Origin of the sequence: Alkaliflexus imshenetskii DSM 15055 (assembly GCF_000517065.1) — a bacterium.
GTDB lineage: Bacteria > Bacteroidota > Bacteroidia > Bacteroidales > Marinilabiliaceae > Alkaliflexus > Alkaliflexus imshenetskii.
In genome coordinates this window covers 3005306-3018439 of sequence record NZ_KI912105.1, presented here as the reverse complement: position 1 = coordinate 3018439, position 13134 = coordinate 3005306, and the positions used below count along the sequence as shown (strand labels likewise).

10 protein-coding genes are annotated in these 13134 nt (G+C 40.4%); 8 read left to right on the top strand and 2 right to left on the bottom strand.

The annotated features are described in order from the left end of the window. Positions 1-55 precede the first annotated feature (55 nt). From ALKIM_RS0112670 to ALKIM_RS18470, 6 genes are all read left to right on the top strand, one after another. Positions 56-463, top strand: coding sequence for a Fur family transcriptional regulator (locus tag ALKIM_RS0112670; RefSeq protein ID WP_026474979.1), 408 nt, complete (start codon positions 56-58; stop codon positions 461-463). A gap of 6 nt (positions 464-469) precedes the next feature. Then, on the top strand, positions 470-1447 hold the full coding sequence (locus tag ALKIM_RS0112665) for a CobW family GTP-binding protein (protein WP_026474978.1): 978 nt from the start codon (positions 470-472) through the stop codon (positions 1445-1447). Between the two features lie 172 nt (positions 1448-1619). Continuing rightward, a complete protein-coding gene (locus tag ALKIM_RS0112660; RefSeq protein WP_026474977.1) occupies positions 1620-2822 on the top strand; it encodes a GTP-binding protein in 1203 nt (400 codons plus the stop codon). Positions 2823-2850: 28 nt separating this feature from the next. Continuing rightward, positions 2851-3489 (top strand): ATP-binding cassette domain-containing protein, encoded by a 639-nt coding sequence (locus ALKIM_RS0112655; RefSeq protein WP_026474976.1) that lies wholly within the window; start codon positions 2851-2853, stop codon positions 3487-3489. Continuing rightward, positions 3486-4817 (top strand): ABC transporter permease, encoded by a 1332-nt coding sequence (locus tag ALKIM_RS0112650; RefSeq protein WP_026474975.1) that lies wholly within the window; start codon positions 3486-3488, stop codon positions 4815-4817. The genes ALKIM_RS0112655 and ALKIM_RS0112650 overlap by 4 nt, the downstream gene beginning before the upstream one ends. Before the next feature lie 7 nt (positions 4818-4824). Beyond that, positions 4825-5325: a hypothetical protein gene (locus ALKIM_RS18470; RefSeq protein ID WP_052345545.1), complete on the top strand. Its 501-nt coding sequence runs from the start codon at positions 4825-4827 to the stop codon at positions 5323-5325. 50 nt (positions 5326-5375) lie between these two features. Here ALKIM_RS18470 and ALKIM_RS0112640 read toward each other — a convergent pair whose 3' ends face one another. Next, the gene (locus ALKIM_RS0112640; protein ID WP_026474974.1) at positions 5376-6974 is read right to left on the bottom strand and encodes an ATP-binding cassette domain-containing protein; all 1599 of its coding nucleotides are present in this window, start codon (positions 6972-6974) and stop codon (positions 5376-5378) included. A gap of 1 nt (position 6975) precedes the next feature. Continuing rightward, positions 6976-8613, bottom strand: a complete 1638-nt coding sequence (locus tag ALKIM_RS0112635) for an ATP-binding cassette domain-containing protein (RefSeq protein WP_026474973.1) — start codon at positions 8611-8613, stop codon at positions 6976-6978. A gap of 726 nt (positions 8614-9339) precedes the next feature. Between ALKIM_RS0112635 and ALKIM_RS0112630 the strand changes: the two genes are divergently transcribed. Both ALKIM_RS0112630 and ALKIM_RS0112625 read left to right on the top strand, forming a co-directional pair. Then, complete coding sequence (locus ALKIM_RS0112630) at positions 9340-11616, top strand: TonB-dependent receptor (RefSeq protein ID WP_026474972.1); 2277 nt, start codon at positions 9340-9342, stop codon at positions 11614-11616. Between the two features lie 39 nt (positions 11617-11655). Then, on the top strand, positions 11656-13038 hold the full coding sequence (locus ALKIM_RS0112625) for an HmuY family protein (protein ID WP_026474971.1): 1383 nt from the start codon (positions 11656-11658) through the stop codon (positions 13036-13038). The last annotated feature ends 96 nt before the right edge of the window (positions 13039-13134 follow it).

Genomic DNA, 13134 nt, shown 5'->3' with positions numbered 1-13134 from the left:
AAACCATTATTCCTTATATTTGCAACACTGTTGCATTTAAAATAAAGTTGCATCCATGAGACCATCTGACATTTTATCCAACCACAATTTAAAACGAACGAGCTGTCGCGAGGGCATAATAAAAGTGATTGACTCAAACGAAGTAGCCTTATCTGAGCAGGAAATTCGCCAACAACTTGAAGGCAATTACGACCGAACTACCTATTTCCGTGCGTTTAAAACACTTGAAGACTCCGGCATAATACACAAAATAGTAATTGACAACCAAACGATTAGGTATGCACTGGGAGCTTACAACAAAGGAAAAAGTAAACATGCACATTTTTATTGTAGCAAATGCCAAAAAGTAAAATGTATGCCTACCGTTTTAACGCCGGAAGTTCCCTTGCCCGATGGATACAAGATTTCAGAAACGAACTTAATCATTAAAGGAACCTGCAACAATTGCAACTGCAAAGAGTAACCTACCATGAATGAGAACGCAACACCAATTCCTGTGACCATCGTTACAGGATTTTTAGGAGCCGGGAAAACGACATTTCTAAATGGCCTTCTTAAAAAACATCCCAAAAGTAAATTTCTGATTATTGAAAATGAAGCCGGCAATATTAACATTGACGGAATGCTGTTGGAAAAAAACGACAACAATGTTATTGAGTTAACAGATGGATGCATTTGCTGTTCTCTCAACGCAGAGCTTGGAACGCTTTTGAACAGTCTGATTCTGGCCGGAGCAAAATATGATTACCTGATTATTGAAGCCACAGGCATGGCTGACCCATCGGAGGTCATTCAATTGTTTATGGGGAACCGGGCGCAGCAATATTTCAGGTTGGATGCAGTGGTTGCACTTGTGGATGCCGGATTGTTCCTGTCGCAATTTATAAAATATGAAGAGATACGCCGACAGTTGGCTCAAAGCGATATCATCCTTATTAATAAAACCGATTTGGCAACAGAAGCGGATATTAAAAAAATAACTAATCAGGTAAAAACGCTTAATCCCTTTGCGTATTTGTTCGAAACCAAATTTGGAGAAACGCCTGATATAAACATACTGGACAGCTGGTCTTACCAACCCGGAAAAATTGAAACGTCAATAATTGACTTTTCCTCATTCAAACCAGTTGCATCCAACACAAAAAAACGCCATGGCATTAGTACGTTCGGGTTCACCATTGAAGGAAATCTCAATGTAGAAAGATTCTCATACTGGCTGGAAGATTTTCTAATCACTCATTTCGATAAAATCCTGAGAATAAAGGGACTGCTAAGCATTCATGATATGAAACATAAGATAATTCTGCAATCCGTTTCGGGAAATTTCCAGGTTTTAAACGGGTCGGTCTGGAATGATCTAGAAGCAAGGAAAAGCCGTATGGTATTTATTGGCACAGGAATAGACGAAGTGGCTTTAGAAGAGGCATTACAAGCATTAACAGTTTAAATAGTCTTTATAAGAAAACGCCAAACACTACGTTATTCTCGTTTTTGAAACAGTCATTTACGAAAAGTAAACTCCTTGGTTTCAAAACCTTCGAAAGCCTTATCTTTGACGCTTTCTTAAAAAAGACTGAAAAATTTGTTGTTTTCTTAATAACACTAAATAATATTTAGCTATGGATAGTAACAAACTACCGGTTACAGTGTTGAGTGGATTTTTGGGTGCAGGTAAAACCACTTTGTTAAATCATATCCTACATAACAGGAACGGACTTAAAGCTGCTGTAATTGTAAACGACATGAGCGAAATAAACGTGGATGCAGCGTTTATTGATAACAATGGAGGCTTGTCGAGAACCGAAGAGAAACTGGTGGAAATGAGCAACGGTTGTATATGCTGCACCTTGAGAGAAGATCTGGTCAAAGAGGTTGAAAATCTGGCACGACAAAACCGATTTGACTATCTCTTTATAGAAAGCTCAGGGATTTCTGAACCAATTCCTGTGGCACAAACATTTACCTACGCGTTTGATGAACTTGGAATTGACCTGTCACGATGGGCTAAACTTGATACCATGGTTACTGTGGTAGATGCTGCCAACTTCGAGAAAGATTTTGAAAGCCTAGTCTCCATCGGAGACCTCCAGACTGAAGATGATGTTCCATACGACGACCGCTCAATTGTAAACCTGCTGACCGACCAAATTGAGTTTGCCAATGTGATTATCATAAATAAAACTGATTTGGTATCGCCATCAAAAACCGAACAATTAAAGGCCATCATCAGGAAACTCAATCCGGAAGCCCGCATCATAACTTCTGTTGAAGCTCAGGTGGACATTAACCAAATTGTAAATACCGGGTTGTTCGATTTTAACAAGGCTTCATTGGCCGCCGGATGGATAAAGGAACTGGAGGGAGAACATACGCCGGAGACTGAAGAGTACGGAATATCGTCGTTTGTATTTCGTGACAGGAGGCCATTTCATCCATCCAGATTTTGGAAATATGTAAACCGGGATTGGGACTCGTCCATTCTAAGAAGCAAGGGATTATTCTGGATAGCATCTCGTGCGGCTGATGCACTTAACTGGAGTCAGGCCGGCGGTTCACTAAGAGCCGATAAAGCCGGCGTTTGGTGGGCATCACTCGGCACAAAAGAGAGAAACCAAAATCCCGTGTTTCAGCAAAATGAGGAACTTATTATGCAAAAATGGGATAAAGAATTTGGCGATAGGTTAAACGAATTGGTTTTCATTGGTCAAAACATGGATGAAACTGAAATTCGCAAAGAGCTTGAGGCATGTCTGTGTTCGGAGGATGAAATAAGGGGCATGCAACAGGGTACATATGAGTTTCTTGATTCCTGGCCAATTTAATTCTTATCTCCTGATTAAAACAACTTAAATGATACATACCAACGCGCTTCAATTTAAGTACCCGGATGCCGGCATGCTCGGCTTCCGGGATATTTCGCTTTTAACCGGTGAGCAAGGGTTGATAAAAGGGATGTCAGGCTCAGGAAAAACAACCCTTTTGCATCTTTTATCCGGCATTTTAACACCCGAATCAGGAACCATACTTATCGACAATGTCCCTGTTAACAAACTATCGGGTCAACAAAAAGATCTATTCCGTGCCAAAAACATCGGACTCATTTTCCAACGTAACTTGTTTATTCAATCAGTCAGTATGTATCAAAACATGCTACTGGCGCAAGGCGTTGCTCATAGCGGAGCTGACAAAGAGATTCTTATAGAGATTTTTGAGGAGCTTGACATTGGCAATCTTTCCAACAAAAAACCACATCATTTGAGCCAGGGAGAACAGCAACGGTTCTCTATTGCCCGGGCGTTGGTTAATAAGCCAAAAGTAATTCTTGCTGATGAACCAACCTCGAGTCTGGATAATGCAAACTGTCTCAAATTTACACAAATGCTGAAAGGAGTATGTGAAAAATACAATATCACACTCTTAATCGCCACCCACGATTCTCGACTGGAACAACAATTCAACTGCGTCATAGAAATAAACGAAAGCAAATGAACATCATAAAGTTAGCCTTTGCACAACTATCCGGAAAACCGCTTCAATCATTATTAAGCATCGCCCTTTTTGCTTTGGGCTTGTCGGTTGTTTCGGCGCTGTTGCATTTCGAACGGCAAACGCAATTTCAGTTTCACAACAATCTGGCCGGAATTGATTTAGTTGTGGGAGCCAAAGGAAGTCCTTTGCAATTGATTCTTTCGTCGGTATTGCATGCCGACAATCCAACCGGAAACATTCCTTTGCACGAAGCGGAAAGAATATCGCGCAATCCCATGGTGAAAGCAACGATTCCTATTGCTCTGGGTGACAATTATCTTGGATACAGAATTGTAGGTACTACATTGGATTATGCCGCACTATATGATGCCGAATTGCAAACCGGAGATTGGTATAAACACTCAATGGAGGTGGTTATGGGAGCTGTTGCAGCCCAACGAACGGGACAAAAAACCAGCGATGTTTTTACCGGGGTGCACGGTTTTATGGAACACGGGCATAGTCACGACGATCACCCATACACAGTATCCGGCGTGCTAAAACCCACCGGCACCATCATCGACCGACTGATTCTGACCCCCTTGGAAAGCGTATGGGAAGTGCACGAACACAACCATGATGAATGCGAAGACCCTCACTGCGAACATCATCATGAACATGGGCATAATGGAGAAAAAGGTGAAATGGCGATTATTCTGGAAAAGGTTGAAAAACAAGAGGACCTCTCAGCACGTGAGCTCAACCTCTACAACCAACATATGGGAGAACTCAGCATTGCAACCAATTCAGAACAAGAAATAACCTCTTTGCTTGTTTTTTATAACACTCCAATGGCAGCTGTGATGTTGCCTCGTATGATAAACGATAACACGTCCATGCAGGCAGCATCGCCGGCAATGGAACTTAACCGCTTAATGGGGCTATTGGGTTTCGGTATGGATGTAATAAGAGGATTAGCCTGGATCATCACCCTCTTTTCCGGTATCAATATAATGATACTACTTTGGAGTAGTTTAAGCCGGGAAGTTCACGAACTGGCTCTTCTAAGAAGCCTGGGAACATCCAGAGCAAAGGCATTTATGCTTTTGTTAACTGAAGGTACCATGCTTGCAACCTGCGGATGGATAGTCAGCTTGATAATAACCCGCATTACAGGCACAGTTCTTGCTGCCAATTCCGACTGGCTTGCATTGAGTGCAATGCAAACCATTTTGCCGGAAGAGATGTTGATGTTGATTTATGCAATTTTAGTTGGCATAGCCGCAGCACTCCTCCCGGCCATTAAGGCATACAGAACAGATATTCATTACCTATTGCAAAAATTATGAAACGGGCATGATTTATCAAACACGTACAAAACCTGTCATCATTCTATTGCTAACAATCATTTTGGGCAGCTCTCCCACATTCGTCCATGGTCAGAACATGGCCTACCGTAAAGAGAATCTTTGGGATTTTTTGATGTACGATGTAAAAGTAAGATATGGCTACGCGATTAACTACAACACCTATTTTCCGCGTCCCCGCTTTGGAAAGGACTTAAAAACCCTTGATGGGGAACCGGTTTCAATTAAAGGTTTCTTCCTGCCTGTGGATGTTACCGGCTCTGCATTTGTGCTATCCTATTATCCTATGAACATGTGTTTTTTCTGCGGTGGCGCCGGTATCGAATCCATAGTAGAGATTATCCCAAAGCCGGATCATGTCAGGCGGTTTCAACGCCTCAAAACAGACAACTACATCAACATCAGGGGGAAACTTAAACTCAACGAAAGCAACTACAACCACTTAATATACATAATCACTGATGCTGAGTTGGTAGATGTTTTGAAGTAAGGGAGTACAAATTCTAAATTCATTTTGCTATGGTGAAAAAAGTAACTCAACTAAATTCTCACCACCCTGTCAACTTCATTCTCAAAGCTTTTAAGGTGAGTAGCCATAAGAATTGTGATGAGTGGGTATTGTTTTTTTATGTTTTTAAAGATGGTGATTGCATTTTCGGTGCTGATGCCGGCAGTAGGCTCATCCACAACCAGAAGTTGTGGTTTTTTTAGGATAGCTTGTGCCAATAAGAGTTTTTTGCGCTGGCCTCCGCTCAAGGTTTCGCCATTTTCGCCCAGCCAACTGTCTAACCCTTTTGGCAGTAACAAATACCAGCTTACAAGGTCAACCGTTTCGAGTGCTGCAAGAATATCTTTGTCGGCATAGCCCTGAAAATTCTCACGCAATGTGCCTGTTAGCAAATATGCCTTTTGTGTAACATAAACAGCTTCTGGGACAGGCAGTTGTGAAATTTCAGTAGCACTATTCCATAATAACGACCCGTTTAAACGATATTCGGGATAAAAAAGAGAGTTCAGCAAAGTGGTTTTTCCCTTGCCTGTTTCGCCGTAAAGAGCAATCCAGTCGCCTCGCTTTATTTCTAAGGATATTTCGGACGTAACAATAGATGTTTCAGGGATTTTGGCACTTATATTTTTTAAGCACAAGCTTTCAAGATTAGAATCAACATTTACCTCAACCATAGGTTCTTGCCCCTGTTTAAGAATTAAATCCAAATCATTAATCTGATTGGCTACTGAACTTCTTTCCGATTTTCCTGAGAATAACATCTCCGACAGTTCGGCTTGTGCCATAATGCCAAAGAAAATACCAATTGCCAATGGTGCGGTTAGCTGGTAATTGCCAGATTGCCATAGAGTGAAAATAGCAATGCAGCTGAAACCAAATCCCACAATTAATTGCAACGAAAACGAATTATTTTGCAGCTTACTTTCCAATTGTTCCAGTTTTGCCATTCGCTGTTCCTGCTGTCTAATTGCTTTTTGCTCAAGATTGTATTTCGATATCTCGATTCGACCTCTGAAGCTCTCAATTAACAGCTGATTATTTTCTTCTTTAAGAGTTTTAAGTTCGGCATATAGCTTTCGGTTTTTTATGAAAATAAACTGAGGCACTATAAACAAAAGAACTGCCGATGAGATTATAAACTCAATGGCAATTTGTGGCGAAAAATATTTGAGAAAAAAGAAGTAAAAACTTAACGAAATAATGAGTGCGGCAAAAGGCAAAATCCAGAGTAGGATATGATTTAAAACCAAATCGATACCATAAGTACTGTTCTCTAGAATTGATGAATTATTATTAACCTGCTTTTTAAAATAGGGAAAACGAGCCACCGAACTAAAAATGTTTAATTGCAGTTTACGTTGAGCATCGAGAGTTGTTCTATGGTTATTTAATCTTTCGAAATACCTTGTTGCAGTGCGCATTAAGGTAAGCAAACGAATAATGGCAGATGGAACCAAATACGAAAACAACGTATTGGCAGTAATAAACACCACACTGCAAATGGCAATAAACCATCCCGAAATAGCCGGCAGGGCAATAAATGCTACAGTCCAGAATAACAGCAGAGAAAACCCGGCAAGCCATCGGCCTGCCATAGGTTTAAGTATGTGTTTAAAAATAAATCTGTTCATATTATATCTGCTCTCCCCAGTTTAAATTCAGAATTGTTGTGGCATTGGCCTCGAACTTCTCTTCGTGCGAGGCAACAATGCAAAGCGTATGCTTCGATAAATCAGATATTTGCTCAATAATAATATCCGCTGTATCGGGGTCGAGATTTGCCGTTGGCTCGTCGAGAATTGCTATTGGTTTAGGATACAACATCATCCGCGCAAGCGTAACCAACTGCTTTTCGCCACCCGAAAGCTGTTTTCCGTTATGAGTTAACATAGTTTGCCAACGCTCCTCTTTTTTAGCAAGTATCTTATCTAAAAAACGAGGATATTGTCGGTTGAAATCTGATTTTTCATCGAGAAAAACATTGTAATGCAATGTGCCATCAAAAATAAAAGGAAACTGATTCATGTACGATGAATTGGCCCGCAACCACTGCATCGACCAATTATTTGTATTCTCGTTTACCGAAATAGAGCCATCCTTTATGGCGAGATTTCCAGACAATATTTTTAATAAAGTAGATTTCCCAGAACCTGAGATGCCTTTAACCAAAACCAATCCCTTTTGAGGCAATGTAAGACAAATATTGTTCAACACTTTTACCATCGAATCGGGATAGGCAAAGTTAAGATTGCTTATTTCAACAGTGCGTAGCTCCGCATTGTGAGTAACAACACCATCTTCACTATTTTCGCTAAACAGTGGCATAAGCAGTTTCGCCGAAGCCAAGGCCTTATTTCTATCATGATAGGCACTCACAAATTTTCGCAGGTAGAAGAAAAAATAGGGCGCCAACATCAGCAAAAACAAGGCAATATGAAAATCGTAACCCTTACCGTAGTTGGCTCCGGGCATTATGCCCAGCAAGCTCATTCCCAAATATATGGCCACGGCAGCAATGGCAATGGAAACAAATAGTTCCAGCACGGCCGACGAAAGAATAGCAACGCGCATAACATTGGTAGTTGCGTTATTAAGCGAATTGCTTTTATCAGAAAGAAAATCGTATTGCGGCTTAAAGTTGTTGAGGTTAACAATTTCGGCAATGGTGTGAAGTCGGTTGTAAAAAACAGCCGAGTATTTCATAAAAAGGTTGATGTGCTTTTTGTGTAACGACTCCGCCCCTACACCAATCATTATCATCTGAAAAGGAATCACCAAAAACGAGATAAGCAGCGTAGCCCCTACCCACACCTCGAACCAAAAACTAACAACCAACAATACTATGGCCACCATAACCGAAGCAGTGGCATAAGGTATAAAGAATGAAAAGAAAGGTTTTAAATCGTCGCTCACCCGCGTAACCATTAAGGTGCCCGATATTGAATCGTGCTGATTGTTATTCAAAAGTCGCGGATAAAGTTTCTTTTTTATTTTGGAGACAATGATACTGCCCGCACTGTAGTTAATAACAGACGCGAAGTGGCCAAACAAATACCTGCCTGCAATAAAGAGCAATGCAAGCAGCAAATAATTGGGCAATAATCGGTCTGCAGTAAGCCAGGTGGCAGCAAAAAACGAGAGGTACCAACTAAACAAAACGAAACACCCGGCGCTTGCGAGTGTTAATACCAATGCAAATATATAGTGTTTTTTGGCCTCACCCATCCACTTAAAAAGCCAGCGTGAGGCATTATCCTGATTTGAACTCATTAGTTTAAGCTATTCCTTTTACTCAATAATAACTGTTTATAATGATAATTGTTTTTAGTGAATTATTATTTGCTTAGAATGTTAGGCTTTTAGTTAATTAGATGTTAAATATTCATATACTGGCAATTATCAAAACAATTAAATCTAAAAAATGAAACCATTTAATAAACTATTGGTAATTAATATGTTTCACTACTATCCGGGAAAAAGAAGTTTTGTCCCTAACGGGACAATAAATCAATCCTCAATTCAGTGTTTTACCGATCTATAGTCCCTAACGGGACTGTGCTGTCAAGTACAGAATATCGGTAAATATGAATCGACCCTAATTTTCAGCGTACTGTAGGGACACCACAATTAGTCGGCATTATAGCATCTTATCCAAAATTTTATCGGACAGTAGTGAATATGTTTATGGTAATCTAAAAAACGCAATTTGTAACATAGTTATTGCAGTGGAGGAATAACAGTAACTTATAATTAAAAACTTAATCGCCACAAACTCCTTTTAAAAATATATCCCCAAAAATAGTATCACTAATAATAGGGATAACAGAAAAAGCCTAATTAAAACTACTACATGTTTTGTTATTTCACAATCGTTTAAAGAAACCCAAGCCCTAGAACCCAACTCTTTTAGCATGAAAAAAAACACAACAATTTGGGATTGTAGGCGCATTTTAGAGTAAGTTACTTTGCCTTTGCTAATTTTTATTTGGTGAAGGGATGAAAAAATATTTGTTGATTCTATTGTTGTTATCTATAACAACCCATAGTTTATTGTTTGCCGAATACGTTTCAAACAATGTAACATTAACAGGCAAAGTAGTAACCTCAGATGGTAAGCCTGCCGAGTTTATTCAAGTTTTTTTGCAAGGAACCCGCTATGGAACACAAAGCAATGCTGTTGGAGAGTTTTCTTTTTCAGCTCCTACTGGAGATTACACCCTTATTATACAGTCTATAATATGCCATAGGGTTGAACGAGAGATATCATTAGATGGTTCAGAATTCGTGAATTTGGGAACTATAACCATTATTGAGAATTCTCGCCAATTAGGCGAGGTTGTAGTAACTGGCCAATTCGTACCCCAATCGTTGCAAAACTCTGTTTACAGAGTACGTACCATTAACAGTGAGCGCATAATGCAGTCGGGAGCCACACAGCTAAAAGGTCTTCTGGAGTCTGAGTTAGGCATTAGGTTTAGTAACGATCTTGCAACAGGTGAATCTGATATCCAATTGATGGGCATGTCGGGGCAAAATGTAAAAGTGCTTCTCGATGGCGTTCCGCTGATTGACCGTGGCAGTAACCGACAAAGTTTAAGTCAGATAGATTTAAACACCATTGAGCGTGTAGAAATAGTAGAAGGCCCCATGTCGGTTCAATATGGTACTGACGCTCTGGCCGGAGTCATAAATCTTATAAGTAAAAAGGGTAGTAAAACAGGCAGGCCATTATCTGTAAATGCCCGTATTATTGAAGAGAGTGTAGGTAATGAATATAGTTTTGGCGACGGTAAAGGCTCACATAATCAACACGCAGGTATTGTTTATAACCACAAATCGGGATGGTTTGCCGAAACCAATGCCACCCGCAATAATTTTGGAGGATGGCAGGGAGCAAACACTGGTCGTGCAAAAGAGTGGAAAGCTCGCGAGCAGCTTATGGCACAGGTTGGTACCGGTTACAGGGGAAAGAAATCGGAGTATTGGTATCGCCTAAACTGGCTCGATGAAACAATTATCGGATTGGGTGACGTCAACCCCAACACCTTTTCAGCTACCGATAAAGATTTCCTTACAACCCGACTCACCCATCAACTCCAAGGCTCCTACAAAGCAAATAGCAACCTTACTATTAACGCTATGGGGTCGTATCAGGATTATGAACGAAAAACACAAACCACAACTCTCAATACCATTACAGGCGACCGAAGACTATCAATGGCTCAGGGAGATCAGGACGTGTCAGCTTTCGAAAACATCTTTGGGCGAATCACAGCAACTAATCGCTTTACAGAAAAAATAAGTTTTCAGGGTGGTTATGAATACCGTTACGACAAAGGCAATGGCGACCGCATTCAGGGAACTCCGTCTATCACCGACCAGTCTTTATTTGTTGCTGCAGAATGGAGTCCTTTAAAGCAAATTCAGATAAGACCCGGGGCACGCTTCAGCAGTAACTCGGTGTATGACGCCCCTCCGGTAATCCCTTCGGTGAACACAAAAATATCGCTCGGCAATCGTAGCGATTTAAGACTAAGTTATGCTAAAGGATTTCGTGCTCCGGCATTAAGGGAGCTGTACTTCTGGTTTTTTAATGCCAGTCACTCAATAAAAGGAAACACAGACCTTAAAGCCGAGCATTCTAACAGCTACACAGGCTCATTCACATTTCGTCCTGTCCATAATCAGAACATGCGTATAAATGTTACTCTATCGGGCTTTTATAATCAGTTTAAGGATATGATTTCTACAGCACGTGATGCCAATGAGCCCGATATAACAACATATGTAAATATTGATACGCACAAAACGACCGGCGGAACACTTGAGGCATCTATTTCATTAGCAAACTTGCAAGCGGGAGCCGGTTTTTCACAGGTAGGGCGGTATAACAGGTACTCAGAAACCAGCAACACCCCTGATTTTGATTGGTCACCTGAGGTAAATGCCAATCTGCTATATCGATTTGAAGGCATTAAAGGCACCTTAGGTCTAAACTATAAATATACAGGCCGCAGACCATTTCACGAAATAACCACAGTCAATGGACAAAACACTATTAACAAAGCCTATATAGATGAATATCACTATACTGATATCACAGCTACGAAATCAATTACTCGTCACTTAAATATGCAGTTTGGTATTAAAAATCTTTTCGACGTCACCTCAGTTCGAAATACCACACTGCTAAGTGGCGGGCACAACACCTCCGGACCCATGCCGCTTAGCTACGGACGGTCCTGGTTTGCAGGGCTACATTACAGTTTTTAACAAAAAACAATCTCATGTTTAACCAATAAAACATATAAAATGCAATACAAATTAATTCTATTACTGGCAGTTATATCTGTTTTACTTTTTTCTTCATGCGAGAAAGACACACCTGCCTTGCCAGACAATTTGGCAGAATTTAGTGTAACTCAGTTGGGCTTTGAAAGCACCGAAAGTTCTAAAACCATAGAAATAAACTTCTCCAGAGCAGTTGAAACTTCAACTACTATCATTATAGGAGTTGAATTAGAAGATTTAGTTTATGGAGAGTCTTTTACTACAACTCCTGAAGTCGTTGATGGAAAAATCAATATCCCTGTTTCTACAGGACAAACCAAAGCGGAAATCACAATCAGAAAAAAAGACGATGTTTTCCTAAACGGCTCTGAACGGATAGTCCTTACGATAGACCAAGCAGGCGAAAATCTGGTAAAAGGAGTTCGCAGCAGTCTCGAAGTGCTTTTCTCATCCATCGTTTCAAACGGTGGAACAATGACCCTGCAAGGTGGTGAAGGTGGGGCTAGTGCGGTAAACTCAGTTTTTGTAAACTTCAGAAGTAACCAACAAACACAAATCAGAAGAGACTCCTGGGACTTGGCATTCTGGTGTGGCGATGATTTCAAAGTCATCCTAAACAATACAGCCGCCACAACAGCAAAAGGTTTAGACAAATTCGACCTCTCGCAAGTAGGTGCATCGGACACAATGAACCTTGACCTTTCAATTGCCACATCAAACTCAAACGCATTAAACTTAATTGATGATGTGAATGGAAACCTCGATGTAACAGTTATTGGTAGTATCTCATCTAACGTAAACGAGAACAAAGTTTTCATTGTTAATCGTGGAACCGGTGGTGGAATAGCTGCAAGAGCATGGAAAAAAATTAAAATTATCCGTAACGAGAACGGTTACACACTCTATTATGCCAACATAAATGATGCTAACTATCAAACCCTGAATATCCCTAAAAACAATGACCACAACTTTATATACTTTAGTTTTGACAAAGGGATTGTTGAGGTAGAACCCAAAAAGCAGAACTGGGATATTGTATGGACTGGTGGTGTTTTAACCACGCTCAGCAATGGAACCCAAATCCCATATTATTACTCTGACCTTGTTCGCACAAATGATTATGGCTTAGTAACTGTATCTGAAGTACTGGTAGAAAACATTAAGTGGAATGAGATGAGTGAAACGCATTTGCAAACACTGGCTTTCAGCACTGACAGACACACCATTGGAGCCAATTGGAGAGTAACAAGAGGCAATATTGGTGTTGCGCTTGACAGATTCTATGTAGTTAAAGATGCCTTCGGAAATTATTACAAACTAAGGTTCTTAAACTTCACTACAGATGATGGCGGAACACGCGGCTATCCGAATATTGAGTATGCACTTATTAAAAAAGGAGAGTAAAGAGTCCGATGACAACTAAAAGATGCTAGCCTGATATAAAGGAGTAGCTTCTATCATAACACTTAAACTATCCTTAACCCATAGTTTGTTATCTTT

Bases quoted from the DNA above. Each gene is read 5' to 3' on its own strand.
- ALKIM_RS0112660 (WP_026474977.1), top strand. From the start codon at position 1,620: ATGGATAGTAACAAACTACCGGTTACAGTGTTGAGTGGATTTTTGGGT.
- ALKIM_RS0112670 (WP_026474979.1), top strand. From the start codon at position 56: ATGAGACCATCTGACATTTTATCCAACCACAATTTAAAACGAACGAGC.
- ALKIM_RS0112625 (WP_026474971.1), top strand. From the start codon at position 11,656: ATGCAATACAAATTAATTCTATTACTGGCAGTTATATCTGTTTTACTT.
- ALKIM_RS0112655 (WP_026474976.1), top strand. From the start codon at position 2,851: ATGATACATACCAACGCGCTTCAATTTAAGTACCCGGATGCCGGCATG.
- ALKIM_RS0112640 (WP_026474974.1), bottom strand. From the start codon at position 6,974: ATGAACAGATTTATTTTTAAACACATACTTAAACCTATGGCAGGCCGA.
- ALKIM_RS0112630 (WP_026474972.1), top strand. From the start codon at position 9,340: ATGAAAAAATATTTGTTGATTCTATTGTTGTTATCTATAACAACCCAT.
- ALKIM_RS18470 (WP_052345545.1), top strand. From the start codon at position 4,825: ATGATTTATCAAACACGTACAAAACCTGTCATCATTCTATTGCTAACA.
- ALKIM_RS0112650 (WP_026474975.1), top strand. From the start codon at position 3,486: ATGAACATCATAAAGTTAGCCTTTGCACAACTATCCGGAAAACCGCTT.
- ALKIM_RS0112635 (WP_026474973.1), bottom strand. From the start codon at position 8,613: ATGAGTTCAAATCAGGATAATGCCTCACGCTGGCTTTTTAAGTGGATG.
- ALKIM_RS0112665 (WP_026474978.1), top strand. From the start codon at position 470: ATGAATGAGAACGCAACACCAATTCCTGTGACCATCGTTACAGGATTT.